Origin of the sequence: Mesorhizobium sp. B2-4-15, assembly GCF_006658505.1 — a bacterium.
In the GTDB taxonomy this organism is placed as follows: domain Bacteria; phylum Pseudomonadota; class Alphaproteobacteria; order Rhizobiales; family Rhizobiaceae; genus Mesorhizobium.
Window position 1 is genome coordinate 136,915 of record NZ_VFUZ01000007.1, and the last position, 21,018, is coordinate 157,932.

19 protein-coding genes are annotated in these 21,018 nt (G+C 63.9%); 7 read left to right on the top strand and 12 right to left on the bottom strand.

Features of this window, described 5'->3' with window-relative positions; all coding sequences use genetic code 11:
• Window positions 1-86 precede the first annotated feature (86 nt).
• The 3 genes from gcvT to gcvP are packed head-to-tail and all read left to right on the top strand — an operon-like array spanning window position 87 to window position 4,388.
• A complete protein-coding gene (gene gcvT / locus FJ930_RS10940; RefSeq protein ID WP_141837503.1) occupies window positions 87-1,187 on the top strand; it encodes a glycine cleavage system aminomethyltransferase GcvT in 1,101 nt (366 codons plus the stop codon).
• Between the two features lie 5 nt (window positions 1,188-1,192).
• Window positions 1,193-1,561: a glycine cleavage system protein GcvH gene (gene gcvH / locus FJ930_RS10945; protein ID WP_140741208.1), complete on the top strand. Its 369-nt coding sequence runs from the start codon at window positions 1,193-1,195 to the stop codon at window positions 1,559-1,561.
• Window positions 1,562-1,577: 16 nt separating this feature from the next.
• Window positions 1,578-4,388, top strand: a complete 2,811-nt coding sequence (gene gcvP, locus FJ930_RS10950) for an aminomethyl-transferring glycine dehydrogenase (protein ID WP_141837505.1) — start codon at window positions 1,578-1,580, stop codon at window positions 4,386-4,388.
• A 56-nt stretch (window positions 4,389-4,444) separates the two neighbouring features.
• Here gcvP and FJ930_RS10955 read toward each other — a convergent pair whose 3' ends face one another.
• The 9 genes from FJ930_RS10955 to cpaB form a co-directional block, all read right to left on the bottom strand.
• Window positions 4,445-4,918, bottom strand: coding sequence for a tetratricopeptide repeat protein (locus FJ930_RS10955; RefSeq protein ID WP_141837507.1), 474 nt, complete (start codon window positions 4,916-4,918; stop codon window positions 4,445-4,447).
• Between the two features lie 85 nt (window positions 4,919-5,003).
• Entirely contained in the window at window positions 5,004-5,231 is a 228-nt protein-coding gene (locus FJ930_RS10960; RefSeq protein ID WP_141837510.1) for a hypothetical protein, read from the bottom strand.
• Between the two features lie 67 nt (window positions 5,232-5,298).
• The gene (locus FJ930_RS10965; protein ID WP_141837512.1) at window positions 5,299-6,264 is read right to left on the bottom strand and encodes a type II secretion system F family protein; all 966 of its coding nucleotides are present in this window, start codon (window positions 6,262-6,264) and stop codon (window positions 5,299-5,301) included.
• A 1-nt stretch (window position 6,265) separates the two neighbouring features.
• A complete protein-coding gene (locus FJ930_RS10970; RefSeq protein ID WP_141837514.1) occupies window positions 6,266-7,231 on the bottom strand; it encodes a type II secretion system F family protein in 966 nt (321 codons plus the stop codon).
• A 4-nt stretch (window positions 7,232-7,235) separates the two neighbouring features.
• Window positions 7,236-8,657, bottom strand: coding sequence for a CpaF family protein (locus FJ930_RS10975; RefSeq protein ID WP_141837516.1), 1,422 nt, complete (start codon window positions 8,655-8,657; stop codon window positions 7,236-7,238).
• Window positions 8,654-9,868 (bottom strand): CpaE family protein, encoded by a 1,215-nt coding sequence (locus FJ930_RS10980; protein WP_140741198.1) that lies wholly within the window; start codon window positions 9,866-9,868, stop codon window positions 8,654-8,656. Before FJ930_RS10980 ends, FJ930_RS10975 begins: the two co-directional genes overlap by 4 nt.
• Before the next feature lie 50 nt (window positions 9,869-9,918).
• Window positions 9,919-10,185 (bottom strand): hypothetical protein, encoded by a 267-nt coding sequence (locus FJ930_RS10985; protein ID WP_141837518.1) that lies wholly within the window; start codon window positions 10,183-10,185, stop codon window positions 9,919-9,921.
• A 4-nt stretch (window positions 10,186-10,189) separates the two neighbouring features.
• Entirely contained in the window at window positions 10,190-11,629 is a 1,440-nt protein-coding gene (locus tag FJ930_RS10990) for a type II and III secretion system protein family protein (RefSeq protein ID WP_141837520.1), read from the bottom strand.
• Window positions 11,630-11,658: 29 nt separating this feature from the next.
• Window positions 11,659-12,585, bottom strand: a complete 927-nt coding sequence (gene cpaB, locus FJ930_RS10995; protein ID WP_246676867.1) for a Flp pilus assembly protein CpaB — start codon at window positions 12,583-12,585, stop codon at window positions 11,659-11,661.
• Between the two features lie 237 nt (window positions 12,586-12,822).
• Between cpaB and parE the strand changes: the two genes are divergently transcribed.
• Entirely contained in the window at window positions 12,823-14,877 is a 2,055-nt protein-coding gene (parE, locus tag FJ930_RS11000; protein ID WP_141837522.1) for a DNA topoisomerase IV subunit B, read from the top strand.
• A 45-nt stretch (window positions 14,878-14,922) separates the two neighbouring features.
• Window positions 14,923-16,989, top strand: coding sequence for an FUSC family protein (locus FJ930_RS11005; RefSeq protein ID WP_141837525.1), 2,067 nt, complete (start codon window positions 14,923-14,925; stop codon window positions 16,987-16,989).
• A gap of 97 nt (window positions 16,990-17,086) precedes the next feature.
• Here the strand turns inward: FJ930_RS11005 and FJ930_RS11010 are convergent, their stop codons facing one another.
• Window positions 17,087-18,211 carry a DUF2336 domain-containing protein gene (locus tag FJ930_RS11010; protein WP_141837527.1) on the bottom strand — a complete coding sequence of 375 codons (1,125 nt, stop codon included), beginning with the start codon at window positions 18,209-18,211 and terminating at the stop codon, window positions 17,087-17,089.
• Window positions 18,212-18,362: 151 nt separating this feature from the next.
• Between FJ930_RS11010 and FJ930_RS11015 the strand changes: the two genes are divergently transcribed.
• Window positions 18,363-18,815 (top strand): MaoC family dehydratase, encoded by a 453-nt coding sequence (locus FJ930_RS11015; RefSeq protein ID WP_141837529.1) that lies wholly within the window; start codon window positions 18,363-18,365, stop codon window positions 18,813-18,815.
• Window positions 18,815-19,696 carry a CoA ester lyase gene (locus tag FJ930_RS11020; RefSeq protein ID WP_141837531.1) on the top strand — a complete coding sequence of 294 codons (882 nt, stop codon included), beginning with the start codon at window positions 18,815-18,817 and terminating at the stop codon, window positions 19,694-19,696. The genes FJ930_RS11015 and FJ930_RS11020 overlap by 1 nt, the downstream gene beginning before the upstream one ends.
• A 79-nt stretch (window positions 19,697-19,775) precedes the next feature.
• Here FJ930_RS11020 and FJ930_RS11025 read toward each other — a convergent pair whose 3' ends face one another.
• Both FJ930_RS11025 and FJ930_RS11030 read right to left on the bottom strand, forming a co-directional pair.
• Window positions 19,776-20,384: a flavin reductase family protein gene (locus tag FJ930_RS11025; protein ID WP_141837533.1), complete on the bottom strand. Its 609-nt coding sequence runs from the start codon at window positions 20,382-20,384 to the stop codon at window positions 19,776-19,778.
• A complete protein-coding gene (locus tag FJ930_RS11030) occupies window positions 20,385-20,969 on the bottom strand; it encodes a nitroreductase (RefSeq protein WP_141837535.1) in 585 nt (194 codons plus the stop codon). It abuts the gene before it with no gap.
• Between the last annotated feature and the right edge of the window lie 49 nt (window positions 20,970-21,018).

Consider the following 21,018-nt stretch of genomic DNA (forward strand, 5'->3'; position numbering starts at 1 on the left):
CGGCTGCGCGAGTCTCTCAGGCTTCAGACAGAGGGGCACGGACTGGTCGCCATTCGCGGCCGATTGCGTGCGACTCTGGAGACGACATGACGGGCAACGACGATAAACACCTTCCCCTCGAGGATATCCACACGGCCGCAGGCGCGCGCTTCGGCGCCTTTGCCGGCTGGTCGATGCCGCTGACCTACCCGGCCGGCGTCATGAAGGAACATCTGCATACCCGCGAGCACGCGGGTCTCTTCGACATCTCGCATATGAAACTGTTCGAGGTCAGCGGGCCGCAAGCCGTTGCGCTGCTCGACCGCTCCTGCCCGCTGGACGCCGGCGCGCTCGAAGTTTCGCAATCCAAGCTGACGTTCTTCCTCAATGAAGCCGGCGGCATCCTGGATGACCTGATCGTCACCCGGCTCGGCGCCGACCGTTTCATGGTGGTCGCCAATGCCGGCAACGCCATCGCCGACGAAAAGCACCTGCGTGAACTTGCAGCCGGTTTCGACGCCATGGTCGAGCCGCTCGACCGCGTCTTCCTGGCCATCCAGGGGCCCGAGGCCTGGGCAGTGCTGTCCCGTGCGGGCATCGAAACCGGCTCGTTGCTGTTCATGCATGGGGTCGAACCCAGGAAGAACTGGTTCATGAGCCGGTCCGGCTATACCGGCGAGGATGGTTTCGAGATCGGTCTTCCGGAGACCGATGCGCGCGACCTCGTCGCGAAGCTGCTGGGTGATGAGCGCGTGCTCTGGATCGGTCTCGCCGCGCGCGACAGCCTGCGGCTGGAGGCCGGACTTTGCCTGCATGGCCAGGATATCACACCGGAGACAGACCCCGCCGCCGCGGCGCTGATGTGGGCGATCCCGAAGGACACCAGGGCTTCCGGCACCTTTATCGGCGCCGATGCCTTGCGCGCCGCCGTGGAACGCGGCCCGGCGCAAAAGCGAGTCGGGCTGAAGCCGGAAGGCCGCCAGCCGGTGCGCGCCGGCGCCGCGCTCTTTGACGCCGACGGCCACCCTGCCGGCCATGTCACGTCGGGCGGCTTCGGCCCCTCGGCCGGTCATCCGGTCGCCATGGGCTATGTCGCCGCGCCGCTGGCAAAGCCCGGAACCCGGGTCTTCGCCGACGTGCGCGGCACGAAGATCCCGGTCGATATCAGTTCCCTGCCCTTTATTCCCCATCGCTACCGCAAAGGATAAATTTCATGGCAAAGACCTATTTCACCGCCGATCACGAATGGCTCAGTGTCGAAGGCGGCGTCGCCACTGTCGGCATCACCGACTATGCCCAGGAGCAACTCGGCGACCTCGTCTTCGTCGAATTGCCCGAGACGGGAAGGAAGCTCACCAAGGGTGACACCGCCGTCGTGGTCGAATCCGTCAAGGCCGCCTCCGACGTCTATGCGCCGGTCGACGGCGAGATCACCGAGGCCAATGGCATGCTGTCGTCCGACCCGTCGCTGGTCAATTCGGCGGCGACCGGCGCCGGCTGGCTATGGAAGATGAGGCTCGCCGATGAAAGCCAGCTCGCCGGCCTGATGGATGAGACCGCCTACAAAGCCCATATCGGCTGATAGCAGGACGATAAAAATGACCGCAGCACCTACCCCCTTTTCCGCCCGCCATATCGGCCCCGGCATCAACGATGTCAGAGCCATGCTCGCCGTCATCGGCGTTCCTTCCGTCGAGACGCTGATCAGCCAGGCCGTGCCAAGATCGATCCGCCTCGACCAGCCGCTGGCCTTGCCCGCGCCGGCCAGCGAAGCCGAAGCGCTGGCCGAATTGTCGGCGACCATGGCCAGGAACACGGTGCTGAAGAGCTTCATTGGCGCCGGCTACCATGGCGTCCACGTGCCGCCGGTCATCCAGCGCAATCTGTTCGAGAACCCGGCCTGGTACACTGCCTATACCCCTTACCAGGCGGAGATCAGCCAGGGCCGGCTGGAAATGCTGTTCAATTTCCAGACACTGGTCACCGAACTGACCGGTCTGCCGGTCGCGTCGGCCTCGCTGCTCGATGAGGCAACGGCGGTGGCCGAAGCCGTCGGCATTGCCTTGCGCCACCATCGCGACAAGCGCACCAAGGTGGCGCTTGCCGGCACACCGCATCCGCAGACGCTGGATGTTGTGCGCACGCGCGCCGAGCCGCTCGGCATCGAGGTCGACGGCGAGACGATCGACGACAACACCGCCGCCCTGCTCGTCTCCTGGCCGGATACGTTCGGTGTCTATGGCGACCATAAGGCGGCGATCGAAAAGGCCCGCGCGACCGGCGCCATCGTCGTCTTCATTTCCGACCCGCTCGGTCTTACGCTGACCGACGCTCCGGCGAAACTTGGCGCCGATATCGCCGTCGGCCCGATGCAGCGCTTTGGCGTGCCGATGGGCTTTGGTGGCCCGCACGCCGCCTATTGCGCGGTCTCCGACAGACTGACGCGGCTGATGCCCGGCCGCCTCGTCGGCCAGTCGACCGACAGCAAGGGCCGTCCCGGCTACCGGCTCGCCTTGCAGACACGCGAACAGCACATCCGCCGCGACAAGGCGACGTCCAACATCTGTACCGCGCAGGCGCTGCTCGCCAACATGGCGACCGCCTATGCCATCTGGCATGGCCCCGCCGGGCTGCAGGCGATTGCCGGCCGCATCCATGGGCTCGCCAACCGCCTTGCGGCGGGCCTGAAAGCCGCTGGCCTGCCCGTGCTCGGCACAAGCCGCTTCGACACGGTGACGGTTGAAATGAAGGGCAAGGCGAAAGCGATCGCCACGGCCGCCGAAGAAACCGGCCGGCTGCTGCGCGTCATCGACGCCGACCATGTCGGCATCAGCTTTGATGAAACCTCGACCGAAGCCGATCTGGAGGCGATCGCCGCGCTGTTCGGCGCCAAGGCAGCCGGCGCCGCCGACGGCAGCATGCCTGGAAAAGGACGCGGCAAGGAGTTTCTCACCCAGCCGGTGTTCCACGAAAATCATTCGGAAACCGAAATGATGCGCTTTCTGCGCCGGTTGGCCGACAAGGATCTTGCGCTCGATCGCGCCATGATCCCGCTCGGCTCCTGCACCATGAAGCTCAATGCCGCTGCAGAGATGATGCCGGTGAGTTGGCCAAGCGTCGCCAATCTGCATCCCTTCGCGCCGGCCAGCCATTCGGCGGGCTATCGCGCCATGGTCGGCGACCTTGAGGTCTGGCTGTCGGAGATCACCGGCTTCGACGCGGTAAGCCTGCAGCCCAATGCCGGCAGCCAGGGCGAATATGCCGGGCTGCTGGCCATCCGCGCCTACCACCGCTCGCGTGGCGAAGGCCATCGCACCGTCTGCCTGATCCCGTCCTCGGCGCATGGCACCAATCCGGCGAGCGCGGCGATGGCGGGCATGAGCGTCGTCGTCGTGCGCTGCACCGAGGACGGCAATATCGACATGGACGATCTCAGGGCCAAGGCCAACAAGCATTCCAGGAACCTCGCGGCGCTGATGTTCACCTATCCCTCGACGCATGGCGTCTACGAGGAAGGCGCGCGCCACCTCTGCGCCCTCATCCACGAGCATGGTGCCCAGGTCTATTTCGATGGCGCCAACTTAAACGCCCTGGTCGGCCTCGCCCGCCCCGGCGACATCGGCGCCGACGTCTGCCACATGAACCTGCACAAGACGTTCTGCATCCCGCATGGCGGCGGCGGTCCCGGCGTCGGCCCGATCGGCGTCAAGGCGCATCTGGAACCCTATCTGCCGGGCCATGTTACCGAAGGCTCAGGCCATGCCGTATCGGCGGCACCGTTCGGCAGTGCTTCCATCCTGCCGATCACCTGGATGTACATCCGCATGATGGGCGCTTCCGGTCTCAAGCAGGCGACGGAGACCGCCATCATCTCGGCCAATTATGTGGCGACGCGGCTCGCGTCGTACTTCCCGCTCCTTTACAAGGGCAGGAGCGATCGTATCGCTCATGAATGCATCCTCGACACCCGCGTGCTCAAGGAGCGCGCCGGCATCAGCGTCGATGACATCGCCAAGCGGTTGATCGACTATGGTTTCCATGCACCGACCATGTCGTTCCCGGTCGCCGGCACGCTGATGGTGGAGCCGACGGAATCCGAGCCGAAAGGTGAACTCGATCGCTTCTGCGAGGCCATGATCGCGATCGCCGGCGAAGCGGCGAAGGTAGCAAAGGGCGAATGGCCGTTGGCCGACAACCCGCTGGTCAACGCGCCGCACACTGCCGCCGAGGCGCTGGCCGGCACGTGGACCCATCCCTATTCGCGGCTGGAGGCGGCCTATCCCGCGGGCAACGTGGATACCGCCGCAAAATACTGGCCGCCGGTGTCGCGCATCGACAATGTCGCGGGCGACCGCAACCTCGTCTGCTCCTGCCCGCCGCTGTCGGACTATCTGGGGGCGGCCGAATAGTAGTCTCTCGGCCTAAGCCGAATGCAAGGCCGGCTTGACCGGCTCGGACTTGCCCATCAGCCCTTGTTCAGCAAGGCAAGATTGGCGTTGACAACCGTCGGATCGGCCATGCCGGCCTTGGCCTCGAGCAGCAGCGCCCTGGCTTTCTTCTTGTTGCCGCGCAACAGTTGCGAATAGCCCATATTGTTGACGATCTGTGGCCTGCGGCCGGCGACTTTCAGGAGTTGGTCGTAGGCGCGGTCGGCAAAGTCGAAGCGGCCGAGCTCGTCATAGGATGCGGCAAGCCCCATCCAGGCTTCCGCATTGTCGGCCTTCAATTCGACGGCCTTGCGGAAATGCTGTTCGGCCAGACCATAATTGGCGTCGCGAAACTGCGCTTTGCCCTGCGCCAGATCGGAGGTGTCGATGTTCTTTGCCGCAGGCTGAATGGCGGTAGTCTTGGTCGTGTCGACGTTGTCGTTCGTCGTACACCCGGTGATCATAAGGACGGCCGCCATGGTGGCCGCCGCCGCAAAATTTCCCTGACGCATGCCCTGCCCCGTCGCCCGATTTGTCGGGTCGTTCTTCAGCAAGGACGTTACAGCACAGCGGTTAAGCTTCGGTGCCGAAATGCAGCTAAGATTCGGTCTCCGAGAAACCGGCCGTTAACCACCAGGTGCCGGCCAAACAACGGGACAGTGCAACCGATAATTCAGGCGCCCACCCAAGCGCTACAATGAAGTCGCTCAGAAAAATCGCATCGCCCTTGGCGACATGCTTGCCGCCATACATCGTCCTTTGCGCGGTGAAGGCGAATGTCGTCGCGCCGGGGTTGGCAATTTTGGCCTTGATCGCGAACGCCATGCTTGTGGATTGCTCCGCGGGACACGTCGGGATGAGTTCAAGCCGGGCTGAACTCATCCCGACACATCTAGTGCCCGCCTGTCAATTTGACGATGATCGGAATGATCGCGATCATCAGCACCACCGGCAGGATGCACACCGTGACCGGCACCGACATCTTGGCCGGCAAGGCATGTGCCTTCTCCTCGGCCAGCGACATGCGCTTATGACGCATTTCGTCGGAGAAGACCCGTAGCGCGCCCGACAGGCTGGTGCCGAGTTCCTTCGACTGCTGCAGCAGCGTCGCGAAAGAACGCACCTCGTCCAGGCTGAGTCGATCGGCGAGCGCCTTCAGCGCGTCGTCAAGGCTGCGCCCGGCCCTCAATTCCAGTGACACCAGCTGCAGATTCTGGCTGAGCGCGGGATAGGTCTTGGCGAGTTCTTTCGAGACGCGCTCGACGCCCGCCTCCATGCTCATGCCCGCATCCGAGCAGACGATCAACAGGTCCATGAAGTCAGGAAAGCCGTTGCGGTATTCGCGCATCTTCTCCCGCACTTTCTGGGTCAGCACCAGGCCGGGCAGGAAGTAGCCGGCCACGCCCGTCAGGATGACGAACGCCCAGCGGCTGGCCATCGTCGCGTCGGCGCTGGCCATCCAGCGGTTGATCACAAAGGCTCCCGTCGCGGCACCCACCAGTGCCGCGAAGCGAATGAGGAAGAACATGCCGACGGCGCGCGGCTCCATGTAGCCCGCCTGGATCAGCTTCATGCGCAGCCGGGCAACATTTTCCGGGTCGCTCTTGGCGTAGAATTCCTGCGCCCGTTTCACCGCCTTCTCGCGCACGACGCCGGCGTTCTTCTTCTGCACTGGCTCGGGTTTCGCGGCCACGCGACTGTCGTCAACCTTGAGGCGGCGCTTCACGTCATTGCGATCACCCTTGGCAACCACCATCGGCCAGGCGACCGCGACAACACCCACGGCCAGAAGCGTAACGGCCACCGGGATCAAGGAGGTCGGCGCAAGCGAGGCGAGGAATTCGATGAAACCGCGCATGTCAGAACCTGAAATTCGACATCTTGAACATGATCAGATTGCCCAGCATCAGCCAGGTAACCGACCCGCCAAGCATGTACCAGGTTTTCGGCACCCCCCAGACGTCCCTGTAGAACCCCGGCATCAACGCCATGATGGCGGCAAACAAAAGCGCCGGTATTGCCGTCAGGATGTAGGCGGACAGGCGGCCTTCGGTCGAAATGGCGCGCACCTTGCGCCGCAGCTTGCCGCGCTCGCGTATTGTCGACGACAGGCCGTCGAGGATTTCACGCAGGTTGCCGCCCGAACTGGACTGGATCGAGACGGCGGTGACGAATAGCGGCAGGTCTTCGTGCCCCACGCGATCGAACAGGTTGTTCAAGGCCGAAACCAGATCGGAGCCGTAGGTCACCTCATCGGCAACGACACCGAACTCGGTACCGATCGGATCGGGCATTTCGCGCGACACCATGGCGATGGCCACCGGCACCGGGTGGCCGGCCTTGAGGCCGCGCGTAATCAGCTCCAGCGCCTCCGGCAGTTGCATGCCGAAACGCTTGTGCCGCCGTTTGCGCATGAAGCGCATCGCGACCACCGGCAGCAGAGGCGCCAGCACGAAGAACAGGATGAGTCCCATGAGCAGCGGCAACCCATACCAGACGGCGACCAGGACCGCGGCCATCGCCACGCCGCAGGTGATCGTCAGGAACTTCGACAGCGGCATGATCATGCCCGACTGTGTGCGCAGGGCACGGAACCGGTCTGGCGAGAACCGCGACGTGCCGGCATCGAGGCCGCGCTCCTTGCGCAGCTGGATCAGCACCTGTTCCTGGCTGATCTTGTTTTCCTGCAGCTTCATGCGCCGGTTGATGGCGGCGCGCTTGTCGCTGCGGCCAGCGTAGAGAAGATAACAGGCCTCGGCGATCAGGATGCCGGTCAGCGCGGCTCCGGCATAGACGACGTAGATCGCGCTGAATCCGTCGAACACTTGGCTACTCCTGCGGCCGGCCGGGTTCGAAATAGCGTCCGGGAAATTCGATGCCCATGGCGCGCAGGTCCTCGAGGAAGCGCGGCCGGATGCCGGTCGCTTCGAAATAGCCGAGAACCCCGCCGTCCGCATCCATACCGGTGCGCACGAAGCGGAAGATCTCCTGCATCTGGATGACATCGCCTTCCATGCCCGTCACCTCGGCGACGCTTGTGACCTTGCGCTTGCCGTCGGAAAGCCTGGTCAACTGGACAATGATGTCGATGGCGCTGGCGATCTGGCTGCGGATCGACTGTACCGTCATCGGCATGCCGGTCATGCCCAGCATCTGTTCGAGGCGCGAAATGGCATCGCGCGGCGTGTTGGCATGGATGGTCGCCATCGATCCTTCATGGCCGGTGTTCATCGCCTGCAGCATGTCGAAAGCCTCCTCGCCGCGGCACTCGCCGAGGATGACGCGGTCGGGGCGCATGCGCAGCGCGTTCTTGACGAGATCGCGTTGCTTCAGTTCGCCATGGCCCTCGATGTTGGCAGGTCGCGTCTCCATGCGCGCGACATGCGGCTGCTGCAGCTGAAGCTCGGCGGCATCCTCGATCGTGATCAGCCGCTCGTCTTCCGGGATGAAGGCCGACAATGCGTTGAGCATCGTTGTCTTGCCGGTGCCGGTGCCGCCGGAAATGATCGTCGTCTTGCGGGCATGGACCGCCGCGGCCAGCACTTCGGCCATGTTCTGGGTGATGGCGCCGAACTCGACCAGCTTGTGCAGGCCAAGCTTGTTCTTGGAGAATTTGCGGATCGACACCAGCGGCCCGTCGACGCCCACCGGGCGGATGGCCGCGTTGAAGCGTGAGCCGTCCAGCATGCGGGCATCGACCATTGGCTGCGATTCGTCGACGCGGCGGCCGACGGCCGCGACGATCTTGTTAATGATTCTAAGCAGATGCGCCTCATCCTTGAACGGAATGTGCACCTGCTGCAGCTTGCCCTTCTTCTCGACGAAGCAGTTCTGGTGGCCGTTGATCAGGATGTCGTTGATGTCGGGATCCTTGAGCAGCGGCTCCAGCGGGCCCAGGCCAACCATCTCGTCGACGATGTCGTCGACCAGCGCGTCAAGTTCGGCGGTGTTGATCGCCATCCGCTCCTGGCGGGTTTTTTCCGAGACGAAATCATGCACCTGCCGCCGCATTTCGTCCCTCGGCAAGCGCTCCAGGGCGACAAGGTTGATTTCCTCGAGCAGCATCCGATGAATGCGTACGCGGGCATCGAGCACCCTGTTGGCGTTCTTTGCCGGTGCGACCTCGGCTTTTACCGGCAAAGCCTTTCGGCTCGTCGGGATCACCACCGCGTGATGCGCGACCGGCGTTGTTTCGGACGAACGCTGCGGCCGCGCATCGCGGTTCTGCAGGGTCGAAAAGCGACTGGTCATCCGGCCCTCCTCTTCAAAAGACCCTTGCCGAGGCCGAACAGCGACGTCGATTTGCGCGCGGTCGCGGCTACCTCCTCCGGGAGGATGATCTTCTTCAGGTCGTTGACGACGTTGGCGTTCGGATCGATCTCGTGCAACGGCACGCCACGGTCGACCGCCTCCCGCACCAGCCGGTAGTTGTTGGCGATGCCGCCGACGAAATGCTCGCCAAGGATTTCCTGAACATCCGCCTGCTTGATGCCGTTGTCGAACATCTTCTGCTCGAAGCGGTTGACGATGACGTTCGGCTTCACTTCCTTGCCGGCGGTCTCGTAGATTGCCTGGATGAGGCGCTGCGTATGGCGCAGGCAAGGCACCGTCATCTCGGTGACGATATAGAGCTTGTTGGATCCGAGCAGCACCGTCTCCGTCCAAGGAAACCAGGTGCGGGGCATGTCGATGACGACATTGTCGAAATAGGCCGAGACGAGGTCCAGCATGCGCACCACGACATCGGTCTTGAATGAGCGCATTTCCGACGGACGCGCGGGCGCGGCGAGCACGCACAATCCGCTCGCATGCTTCGACAGCATCACGTCCAGCAACTGCCGGTCGAGGCGCTCGGGCTGGTTCTCGATCTCGGTGATGTCGAAACGCGGCTCGAGGTCGAGATATTCCGCGCAGGCGCCCTGCTGGAAATTGAGATCGACCACGCAGGTCGAGGCGCCGCGCGTCACCGAGTGATGCAGCTGGAACGCCGTCTGCAGCGCCAGCGTCGTGGTGCCGACACCGCCCGCGGCCGGCATGAAGGTGTAGATCTGCGACTCGGTGTTTTCCTCGCGCCCCGGCCCTTGCAGGGCCCGCACGACCGAGCGCACCAGGTCGGCCGTGGTGATCGGCTTGACGAGAAAGTCCGCGACCTTGAGCTGCACCAGGATGCGGACGACGGCGGCGTTGAACTCCTGGGTGACGACGACCACCGGGGCCTTGCCCTCCAGTCTGCGCATGACGCGCTGCAGCGATTCGATCTCCTCCAGCTTCGCCGCGTCCATATCGACGATGATGGCGCCGAAGTCGGTTTCCTGTATCTCGCCGCGCAGTTCGGTGACATTCTTTTCCACTGTCGAGAGCTGGATGATCTCGGAGGCGGCGAATGCGGTGCGTGTGTCCTGCACGAAGGTCCCGTCCGTCGACACGAGCAGAATCTTCTTGGTCTTGATGCCGTTTGCCATTCTCGCCGCCTGTGAAGTCGATCGCCGCCTGGATCAGTTGCCCGCCGGAATCAGTTACTTGTGCTTGTCTGCGCCGTCTTCGCGCCGGCCGCCTGGTCGGATGTGACGGGTGCGGCATCACCGCGCTTGGCCGGCACGAGGAGTCGGGTGTTCTGGACACCGTACTTCCACGGATCGACCATCTGCATGACCGTGTTGGCGGCCTGCGCTTCGCCGGCGCCTATCGTCGGACCTTCGCTGCGCACATAGTCGTCGCTGGTGCAGCCGGCGGCGATGCCGGCAAGAAACACGATGCTTGCTCTCAGGATCACACGCATCGCTTCAATCCTTCGGCAGGTCGAGGAAATGACCGACCGTGGTGGCCGTCCGCGCGGCGCTGCCATCGGCCAACGCCAGCGCACGGCCGTTGTTCGCCCCCTTCACCTCCTCGGTGTTGTTGAGAAAATAGTCGACGTTGCTGGCCGGTTGAGTGCCGTCCGTCGGCCCGGCCATCTTCTTCGACGGATCGACGGGCTTGACCAGATAGGGCGTGACGATGATGACGAGGTCCGTCTCGCGCCGCTGATACGATTTAGACGAGAACAGCGGTCCGAGCACCGGCATCTTGCCGAGGCCTGGAATGCGCGAGGTGGTGATGTCGTTCTGCGACTGCAGCAGCCCCGCGATCATGAAGCTCTGGCCGTTCTTCAGGTCGACCGACGTCTTGGCGCGGCGAACGATGAAACCGGGCACCGAAATGTTGCCGATATTGTAGGAGGCCGACGCATCGATGGAGGACACTTCCGGCGCGATGTCGAGGCTCACCAGCCCGTCCTTGAGCACGGTCGGCGTGAAGTCGAGGCTGACGCCATATTTCTTGTAGCTGACCGAGATCTTGCCATTGTCCTCCGAAACCGGGATCGGAAATTCGCCGCCGGCCAGGAAGCTCGCCGTCTCGCCGGACCGGGCAATAAGGTTTGGTTCCGCGAGGCGTCGGGCAAGGCCGCGCTCTTCCAGGGCCTTGATGGCGATGTCAATCGAGACGCCGTTGGACAGCAGCCGGCCGATGGCTTCACCGGTTCCTGCCGCCGGCACCGACCCCGGGTCAAGCGAGACATCGCGCCCACCAAAGCCGTAGGCAAAGTTGGCGCTGTATTTGGCGCCGAGATCCTGGCCTGCCTGGCGGTTGATCTCGACGAAACGGACGTTGAGCTGGACCTGCTGCGACGATGAGATGTTGACCGAGTTGATCACTTCTTCCTTGCCGGAGAAGCGGGTGGCGATCTTGTTTGCCTTTTCGGCGGCGACCGCGTCATCCGCCTCGCCCGACAGCACGACACGGCCATTGGCCGAGCCGACCTTGATCTTGGCATCCGGCACGCTGGCGCGGATCGTGCTCGCCAGTTGGTCGGTGTCGAGCGTCACCTCGATGTCGATGGTGCCGACCAGTTGCTTCTTGTCGTCGAACAGCGCGATACCGGTGGTGCCGAGATTGTTGCCGAGCACGTAGAAAGACTTGTCGGTCAGTGGGTTGACGTTGGCGATCTCCGGATCGCCGATCACGATCTGGTAGAAAGCTGCACTCGTCATGATCGTCTTGGGCTTGCCCTTGGCGACCTTGATCGATGCATTCCTGGTCGACGAGACGTGGACGACATCGTTGTCCGCCCTGGCAGCGCCGGATAAAGCGAGCACTCCGCTCGCGGCCAGCGAGACGACCATCGCCAAGGCGCGCACGAAGTGCCGCCGACCCGTCATTCGATATAGCGTACGCATCAACATTGTCCGTCCCGTCCGGTCCCCACCGGCCTTTATTTCTGGTCCCGCGAAGGAACCTGATATTCCTCGGCCTGTGTGCCGCGTGTCACGATGACCGTCTTGAATTTCGGCTTCTCGGGCTCTTTGGCCACCGCGTCGAACAGCGAGCCGGCCGCCGCCTCGGCCTTGGACGCCACCGATCCGCCGAAGGAGGAAATGGTGGTGACGCCGCCATTGCCGTCACCGCCTTCGCTGGCCGACCGCAGCGACAGCGACAACGTGCCGACGGTGCGGGCAAGCGCCACTTTCTGCGCGCCATCGGTCGTCACCTGGATGGTCACGGAATTGGCCACCTGCGGCGTCGTCTGACGCTCGTCGGCGCCCTGGCCGACGCTGAGCACCTTGGCATCGGCGACGACAATCTCGGAGGTGACGGTCGAACCAGCAGCCCCTTGGGCATTCTTGGCCACTTCCTGGATTGCGCCGGCATCGCGTGTCAGCACGACATCGACCCGGTCGCCCGGCGTGACGAAGCCGCCGACGCCGGCGATCTCGTCGGTGCGGATGGTGACGGCCCGCATTCCTGGCGCAAGCATGTTGGAGAGCGTCGCACGGCCGTTCGGTCCCGACAGCTTGGCCAGCAGCACCGGCTCGTTGACCTCGATCGGCGTCAGCACCACGCGGCCGCCTTCGCCGAGCAATCCGTCGATGGTGGCAAAAGCGCCCTGCGGCAGGGAATCCTGCGGCCACGGGATTTCGCTGAGCTTGGCGCGGTCGATCTCCATGCCGTAACGCAACGGCGCGTTCGCCACGACGATGGTTTTGAATTCGATCTTAGGCGGGGTTGGAGCGGCGATCGATGCCGTCTTTTCCCCGGCATCGGCCTTGGCCTGGCTCTTGACCCAGAAATCCGCGGCAAAGATCGAGATCGCGCCGAAAACGGCAGCGATGCCGATCATCGTTATGGCCTTGCCCTTCACGCCGAAACCCCTGATGCCCGCAGTTTCTTGTTATGTTGGGCTCACGCTAGGCGGCATTGTTAAAGAATCAGGTATCCTGCACGGCCGCATTTGATCTATTTCCGGCCGCTTGGTTATCGAATGGTTTTAGGATAAGAGGGGCCAGACCCCCGAACGTAACAGGAACCTCCGTCGCTTGGCGCTGAAAAGCGTGGCAGTATCGACGGGTGATTCGAAGCATCGGACTCTATGGCAGGCATGGACGACAACAACGATCTCTTCGCCAATATGGACAAGCAGCCGCAGCCGGTTCGGGCGTCCGCGCGCCCGGCGGATCCGCTGGTGCAGGCGGCAAAGCGCCCGGCGGCGTCCAAGGATGGCAGCGAGGGCTACAGCGCCGCCGATATCGAGGTGCTCGAAGGTCTGGAGCCGGTGCGTCGCCGGCCCGGCATGTATATTGGCGGCACCGACGACAAGGCGATGCACCACCTGTTCGCCGAAGTCATCGACAACTCGATGGACGAGGCGGTTGCCGGCCACGCCACCTTCATTGATGTCGAACTCTCGGCCGATGGCTTTCTCACCGTCACCGACAATGGCCGCGGCATTCCGGTCGACCCGCACCCGAAATACAAGAAGCCCGCGCTCGAAGTGATCATGACCACGCTGCATTCGGGCGGCAAGTTCGACTCGAAAGTCTATGAGACGTCAGGCGGCCTGCATGGCGTCGGCGTTTCCGTCGTCAACGCGCTGTCGGACCATCTCGAGGTCGAGGTCGCGCGTGGCCGTCAGCTCTACCGCCAGCGTTTTTCGCGCGGCATCCCGGTGAGCGGCCTTGAGCATCTCGGTGAAGTCCACAACCGGCGCGGTACCAGGATCCGCTTCCATCCCGACGAGCAGATCTTCGGCAAGGGCGCGGCATTCGAACCGGCGCGGCTCTACCGCATGACGCGTTCGAAAGCCTACCTGTTCGGTGGTGTCGAGATCCGCTGGACCTGCGACCCCTCGCTGATCAAGGAAAAGGATCAGACACCGGCCAAGGCGGAATTCCATTTCCCTGGCGGCCTCAAGGACTACCTCAAGGCGTCGCTCGGCGACGAATTCCAGGTGACGCGGGAAATCTTCGCCGGCAAGAGCGACAGGCAAGGCGGCCACGGCTCACTCGAATGGGCGGTGACCTGGTTCGGCGGCGACGGCTTCATCAATTCCTACTGCAACACCATTCCGACCGGCGAAGGCGGCACCCACGAGGCCGGCTTCCGTAACGTGCTGACGCGCGGCCTGCGCGCCTATGCCGATCTTGTCGGTAACAAACGCGCCTCGATCGTCACCTCGGAAGACGTCATGATCTCGGCGGCAGGCATGCTTTCGGTGTTCATCCGCGAACCGGAATTCGTTGGCCAGACCAAGGACAGGCTGGCGACGATCGAGGCGATCCGGATCGTCGAGACCGCGATCCGCGATCCCTTCGACCATTGGCTGGCCGACAATCCGCAGGAAGCCTCGAAGCTGCTCGAATGGGTGATCGCTCGCGCCGACGAGCGCGTACGCCGCCGCCAGGAAAAGGAAGTGTCGCGCAAGAGCGCGGTGCGCAAGCTGCGCCTGCCGGGCAAACTCGCCGACTGCACGCAAAACGCCGCCGCCGGTGCGGAACTCTTCATCGTCGAAGGCGACTCGGCCGGTGGCTCGGCCAAGCAGGCGCGCGACCGTGCCAGCCAGGCAGTGCTGCCGTTGCGCGGCAAGATCCTCAACGTCGCCAGCGCCGGCAATGACAAGCTGGCCGCCAACCAGCAGATATCGGACCTGATCCAGGCGCTCGGCTGCGGCACGCGCTCCAAGTATCGCGACGAGGATCTGCGCTACGACCGCGTCATCATCATGACCGACGCCGACGTCGACGGCGCCCACATCGCCTCGCTGCTGATCACCTTCTTCTACCAGGAGATGCCGGCGCTGGTGCGTGGCGGTCACCTCTATCTGGCGGTGCCGCCGCTTTACTCGATCAGGCAAGGCGGCAAGGTCGCCTATGCTCGCGACGACGCGCATAAGGACGAGCTCCTGCGCACTGAATTCACCGGACGCGGCAAAGTCGAGCTCGGCCGTTTCAAGGGCCTGGGCGAGATGATGGCCTCGCAGCTCAAGGAGACCACCATGGACCCGAGGAAGCGCACGCTTCTGCGGGTCGATGTGATCGATGCCGAGGCGGCGACCAAGGACGCGGTCGACGCGCTGATGGGAACCAAGCCGGAGGCTCGCTTCCGCTTCATCCAGGAACGTGCCGAATTCGCCGAAACGGAAGTGCTGGATATCTGAGCGCCCCCTGCTCTACCTTGTCCGTGCGGGCACGGAGTCGAGCATGTGATCGGGGCGCGGCTGAAAGATTATCTCGGGACACGGTTCGCCGGCCTGACGCGACCAACGCGCTCGGACTGGATCTTCGCCCTTAGAACCGTTTCGGCCGGCCTCATCGCGCTGCTGGCCGCCTACGCCCTCAAGCTCGACCATCCGCAGTGGGCGATGATGACGGTGTTCATCGTTGCCCAGCCGGTCGCGGGCATGGTGCTGGCCAAGGGCTTCTACCGCCTGCTCGGCACATTGGCGGGCGGATTGGCTGCAATCGGCATCACCACCGTCTTCGGCTCCAATCCATGGCTGCTGGTGACCGTGCTTGCCGTTTGGATCGGCATCAGCACCTTCGTCTCGTCGCTGTTGCGCAATCCCGAAGCCTATGGCGCGGCGCTTGCCGGCTACACCGCGATGATCATTGGCCTGCCGGCTTTCGGCCAACCCCATCTCGTGGTCGATCTGGCGGTCGCGCGCTGCGCGGAAATCGTGCTGGGCATCGTCTGCGCCGGCGTGACCAGCCGGCTGATCCTGCCCAAGCTGGCGAGCGACGCCATCATCGAAAGGCTGAAGCGCTGCATTCTCGACCTTGCCGTCTATGCGGGCGGTGCATTTTCCGGCCGCGACAGCGCGGTATTGGCCGATCTTCACCGAAAGCTGATCGCCGAAGCGGAGATACTTGGTGAAATGCGCGTCTATGCAAGGCTGGAGGCGCCGAGCCTGGCGGCCCGCGCACATCCGGTCCGGCGCACCATCGGCCAGCTTCTGTCCGCTCTGTCGGCCGCGCGCGCACTGCATGCCCATGCCGCGCCAAAGAACGCGGCGCTCATTCCCGTGCGCGCCGACCTGCATACCCTGGTCAGGGAACTCGCAGCCAAACCAGGCGCTCTCGAGGACACCACGTCGTGGGTGGCACGGCTCGATACCATCGCCGCCAGGGCACGGCAGATGCCGGACATGCCGGATGGGCAAGGTGACGAGAAGCTCGGCACCATCACTCGCCTGACCATCGCCGCCGATTTCGCGGAAGCCTTGAAGCAGGTGCTGCGCGGCCTCGACGCGTTGCGTGCGGCCGCCCCGCGCTCCGCCCGCGTGCGCAAGCAGCCCGCGCTGGTGGTGCACCGCGACTACCATGCGGCCTCGCGCAACGCTGTGCGCGCGGCACTCGCCACCTTGCTGGTCGCGGCCTTCTGGCTGACGACGAAATGGTCGGAAGCCGCGGGCACGGTCATCCTGGTCTCCGTCGTCTCCAGCCTGTTCGCCGCCCGCCCCGATCCGGTGCAAGTGGCCTGGGGCTTTTTCAAGGGAACCTTGCTGGCCCTGCCCTTTGCCTTCCTTGTCGGTCAGATCGCCCTGCCCGCCTTGCCCGGCTTCGGCTGGTTCATGATCTTCGTCGTGCCGATCCTGGTGCCTGCCGCGCTGGCGATGGCCAATCCGCGCTATGTTGGCGTGGCGACGGCCTTTGCCATCAATTTCCTGGCTTTCCTCAGCCCGCATCAGGCGATGACCTATGATCCCGGGCCTTTCCTGGCGGGTTGCGCATCAATCCTGGTTGGCATCCTGCTGGCGATCGGCGTTTTCATCGTTGTGTTGCCCTCCGATCCGTGGATCTTCGTCAACCGTATCGTGCGCGTGATGCGCGAAGACCTGGCGCGCCTCTGCTTGCATGAGCGCGTGCCAAGACGCACCGCTTTCGAGAGTCTCGCCTATGATCGGGTCAATCAACTGATGTCGCAGACGCAGCGCATTGGAAAAAAGGGCGATGCGGTTCTGGACGGCAGCATAGCCGGTGTCACCGTTGGCGTCGAAATCCTGCGCCTGCGCCACGCGCTGCAAAGTTCCAGCTTGGCAGCCGAAACGACCCTCTCGATCTCGAATTTTCTGCGCGGACTGGCGCGCGAGCTGCTGTTCCGGCGGCCAGGCGAGCCGCAGACTTCAACCGTGACCGTCGCCAGACAGTATGCGGCCACGATCACACAGCGAAGCAGCGCCGGTGAAATGCTGCAGGTCGCAGCCTCGCTGCGCATCATCGCCGCCGCGATCGAGGATTTTCCGGATTTCTTCGCGAAAGACCGAGGCTAGAGCAATTCCAGGAAAAGTGCGCAGCGGTTTTCCGTCCGGAATTGCGTAGGAAAAAGAATTAGAGCGGGTCAGCTATTCCATCAAACGCTGAACCGCTCTAAGCCGCCGCGATCGCCAGCGCATGGCCGCGCGCGTTCTCGCGCAGCGCGTCGAGATGGATCGACTTGACCAGAGCGGCAAGATCGCCTTCCGCGGATTGCCCGCCCAGTTCCTTGAGCATCAGCCAGCTGACTTCCTGCACGCCGGCAATGCGCTTGCCATTGGCGACCTCCCGCCAGATTTTCAGCGCCCGCAGGATGATCGCATGCGTGGAGACGGCGAGGCCGGCGCTACGGAACAACGCTTGCAAAGCCACATCATGCCCGCCTGCCAGGAGCGCCCTCACCCGCGGCTCGGACTGCTGGCCGAGCGCGACCAGCGTGGAGCCGAAGAAATCGACCTTGCCGTGGGCGATGGTGCGGATGAGGAAGCTCGCGGTGAGATCGCCGCGCAGCCTGAGATGTTCGATCAGCGCGGCGTGTTCTTCCTGCCGCGTGCCCTCGATCAGCGTTACCGAGGCCTTGACGCAGGCATCGCGCATGACGCGGTCGGCACGCGCGGCGCCCATCAGGGCCATGATCAGTGGCGACGTCTTCAATGTCTCGCCGAGCTTGACGAGCAGCATGTGCCGGCAGTCGGCAGGCAGGCGGGCATCCGATATCAGCGCTTCTCGCACCTGTGGGAGATGCCCGTGGCGTTCGGCCATGCGGCGGAAGCTCAGCGAAGCGATATCGGCACCGCTGTTGGCAAGCAGGACAGCGCAGGCTTCCGCCTCGCCGATCTCGGCAATGGCCGCCGCCAGCGCCATCGAGACGAGCGGACGGTCGGCAATCAACTTCTGGGTTGCTTTCGGGCTCGCCGCCACGCGGTTGATCAGATCGGCGTCGGTGAGCAGTGGTGAGCGCGCCAGCACGACGCCGGCGACCTCCGGCTGGTCGGACGCCAGCGCACTGATGATCTGCAGCGGCGCGTGGTGGCTCATCGAAAGCGCTTCCGCCATTGCAAGCCGCACCTTCGACGAGGCATCGTCGAGCAGCAGCGTCAGCGCCGCTTCGGCGGCGCAGCGGTCCTCGAACGGCAGTTCGGAATTGACATAGGCCCGGGCCAGCGCATTGGCCGCCGCGGCACGCTCCGACACCCTGGCCGTGTAGATCCATTTCAGGAAATGCGAAACAACAACCATGCCGCCTGCCAACGCCCTTTGCCGGAAGGTTTCCAGCCCCGTGCAGACGGTAGGCAGAAATGGTTTACGAACCGTTCACCATGTTCATTAACTGGCTTGCGAGTGCCGGATGCAGCGCCTATCAACCGTCAGACAGTGCAGGAGACGGAGAATGGCCGGACTACATCTCGAGGAATTTGTTGTCGGCCACGTCTTCCAGCACCCGCTGCGCAAGACCGTCACGGAAAGCGACAACATGCTGTTTTCGGTGATGACGCTGAACCCGCAGCCATTGCATATCGACTTCGATTTCGCCGCGAAAAGCGAATGGGGCAAGCCGTTGGTCAACTCGCTGTTCACGCTCGGGTTGATGATCGGCATTTCGGTCAACGACATCACGGTGGGCACGACGGTCGCCAATCTCGGCATGAGGGAAACGCTGTTTCCGCATCCAGTCTTCCATGGCGACACCATCCGCGTCGAGACAACGGTCGTCTCGGTACGCGAGTCCAGGTCGAGGCCCGATCGCGGCATCGTCGAATTCGAACACCGCGCCTACAACCAGCATGGTGATCTGGTCGCCAAATGCGCCCGGCAGGCGATGATGCTGAAGAAGACCGTCTGATGCGTTCGCTGCTGTTCGTCCCCGGCGATTCCGAGCGCAAACTGGAAAAGGGATTTGGCGCCGGCGCCGACGTGGTGATCGTCGATCTCGAGGATTCCGTGGCGCCGCGGAACAAGGCAACGGCGCGAGAGGTCGCGGCGCGTTTTATCGCCGAACGCCGGAGACAAACCGGCTCGGCGATCTATATCAGGGTCAACGATCTGGCGAGCGGACTGAGGGATGATGATCTTGCCGCGCTGATACCGGCGCGGCCGGACGGCATCATGCTGCCCAAGTCCAACAGCGGGCAGGACGTCCAGCAGCTCTCGGCAAAGCTCAGGGTACGCGAGGCGGAGAATGGCCTGCCCGACGGCAAGATCAGGATCCTGCCGATCATCACCGAGACCCCGGCGGGTGTGCTTGCCGCCGCGACCTATGCCGGCGCAAGCGCGCGGCTCGCCGGCCTCACCTGGGGCGCGGAAGACCTCTCGGCGGCGGTCGGCGCTCGCTCAGCCCGCGACGGGCACGGCCGCTACACCGACGTGTTCCGCCACGCCCGCCTGATGACCATCCTGGCGGCCGGCGCCGCGGAAGTCGCGGCGATCGACACCGTTTTCCCGAATTTTCGCGACATGGCAGCCTTCGCCGCGGAATGCGCCGAAGCCGAGCGTGACGGCTTTACGGGAAAGATGGCGATCCACCCCGATCAGGTGCCCGTCATCAACGCCGCCTTCACGCCATCGCCCGAGGCGGTGAAACAATCGGCGGCGATCGTCGCGGCGTTTGCGGCGGCCGGAAATCCAGGTGTCGTCGGCATCGACGGCAAGATGTACGACCGCCCGCATCTGCGGCTCGCCGAGCGGCTCCTGGCACGCGCGAGGGCGGCAGGGATTTCCGCCTAGACGCGCCAATCGCTACCATGCGCGCCGCCTTGACAGCCCGAATGCCCTCAACGCGCTGTGATTTGCCAAAGCCTGGAATCTATTCCTTGCCCCAGCGCGGCCGGCGCATCGAAAAGATTTCATTGACGCTGGCATAGTCCATGTAGCCGAGGCGAGCCACGTTGCCAGCCTTGGTGACATCGAACAGGCCGTCTTTCAGAAAAGCATCGTCAATGTGCACGCCCACCACTTCGCCGGCGACGACGACGGCGCTCGTTGGCGCCCCGTTCAGCGCCCTTGGGCGAAAGACCTCCGTCACCCGGCATTCGAGCGCGGCAGGCGCTACCGCCACACGTGGCGGCCTGACGAGACGCGAAGGTGCCATGGCGAGATCGGCATAGACGAACTCATTGACGCCACGCGGCGCATTGACGGACGTGTAATTCATCTTCTCCGCCAGATCGCGGCCGACCAGGTTGGCGACGAACTCACCGGTCTCCTCGGCGAAGGAGGCGCTGTCCTTCTCGCCCTCGGAGGAGAACCAGACGATGAAGGGCCGCGTCGAAATGGCGTTGAAGAAGGAGTACGGCGCGAGATTGATCTCGCCCGCCTTGTTCAGCGTCGATATCCAGCCGATCGGGCGTGGCGCCACGATCGCCTTCGACGGATCGTGCGACAGCCCATGCCCCTTGGACGGCTCGTAGAACATTCAGCCTGCCCAAGGCCCGGTGTAGTCGGCGTAGAGCTTTGCCGGGTCAGGCCGTGGCCGCTCCGGCGCGGGCCCGGCATGGGAGCCGATATGGATGAAACCGACGACGCGCTCCTGCGGCGCCAATCCAAGGATCGCCCTGCCCTCCGGCACATCGGAATACCAGTTGCTGATCATGTTGGTGCCGTAGCCCAGCGCGTTGGCTGCTACCATCAGGTTCATCGCCGCCATGCCGCCGGACAGGAACATCTCCCATTGCGGTATTTTGGGATTCTCTTTCGGCACCGACACCACGCCGATCACCAGCGGCGCGCGCGAGAAGCGCGCCAATTCCTGATTGCGGCGACCCTCGGGCAGCGGCCCTTCCCGCTGTTCGGCGAGTTCCGCCAGCTTCCTGCCGATCTCGACACGAGCATCGCCGCGATAGAGGATGAAGCGCCAGGGTTCCAGCCGGCCATGGTCGGGTACGCGCGTGGCGGCGGCGATCATCGTTGCGATATCGGCGTCGCTGGGCCCGGGCTCCTTGAGGTCGGGAATCGGCGCTGAATTTCGGGTCAGCAGGAAGTCGATGATCGGCGACGCCATGGGCGCAAGTCTCCTGGACACTCTGTTTTGAGCTGAAGCGCACCATCGG

Bases quoted from the DNA above. Each gene is read 5' to 3' on its own strand.
- FJ930_RS11020 (WP_141837531.1), top strand. From the start codon at position 18,815: ATGCGTTCGCTGCTGTTCGTCCCCGGCGATTCCGAGCGCAAACTGGAA.
- FJ930_RS11025 (WP_141837533.1), bottom strand. From the start codon at position 20,384: ATGTTCTACGAGCCGTCCAAGGGGCATGGGCTGTCGCACGATCCGTCG.
- gcvP (WP_141837505.1), top strand. From the start codon at position 1,578: ATGACCGCAGCACCTACCCCCTTTTCCGCCCGCCATATCGGCCCCGGC.
- FJ930_RS10955 (WP_141837507.1), bottom strand. From the start codon at position 4,918: ATGCGTCAGGGAAATTTTGCGGCGGCGGCCACCATGGCGGCCGTCCTT.
- FJ930_RS10980 (WP_140741198.1), bottom strand. From the start codon at position 9,868: ATGGCAAACGGCATCAAGACCAAGAAGATTCTGCTCGTGTCGACGGAC.
- FJ930_RS10960 (WP_141837510.1), bottom strand. From the start codon at position 5,231: ATGGCGTTCGCGATCAAGGCCAAAATTGCCAACCCCGGCGCGACGACA.
- gcvH (WP_140741208.1), top strand. From the start codon at position 1,193: ATGGCAAAGACCTATTTCACCGCCGATCACGAATGGCTCAGTGTCGAA.
- FJ930_RS10990 (WP_141837520.1), bottom strand. From the start codon at position 11,629: ATGTTGATGCGTACGCTATATCGAATGACGGGTCGGCGGCACTTCGTG.
- parE (WP_141837522.1), top strand. From the start codon at position 12,823: ATGGACGACAACAACGATCTCTTCGCCAATATGGACAAGCAGCCGCAG.
- FJ930_RS10965 (WP_141837512.1), bottom strand. From the start codon at position 6,264: ATGCGCGGTTTCATCGAATTCCTCGCCTCGCTTGCGCCGACCTCCTTG.
- gcvT (WP_141837503.1), top strand. From the start codon at position 87: ATGACGGGCAACGACGATAAACACCTTCCCCTCGAGGATATCCACACG.
- FJ930_RS10985 (WP_141837518.1), bottom strand. From the start codon at position 10,185: ATGCGTGTGATCCTGAGAGCAAGCATCGTGTTTCTTGCCGGCATCGCC.
- FJ930_RS11010 (WP_141837527.1), bottom strand. From the start codon at position 18,211: ATGGTTGTTGTTTCGCATTTCCTGAAATGGATCTACACGGCCAGGGTG.
- FJ930_RS11030 (WP_141837535.1), bottom strand. From the start codon at position 20,969: ATGGCGTCGCCGATCATCGACTTCCTGCTGACCCGAAATTCAGCGCCG.
- FJ930_RS10975 (WP_141837516.1), bottom strand. From the start codon at position 8,657: ATGACCAGTCGCTTTTCGACCCTGCAGAACCGCGATGCGCGGCCGCAG.
- FJ930_RS11015 (WP_141837529.1), top strand. From the start codon at position 18,363: ATGGCCGGACTACATCTCGAGGAATTTGTTGTCGGCCACGTCTTCCAG.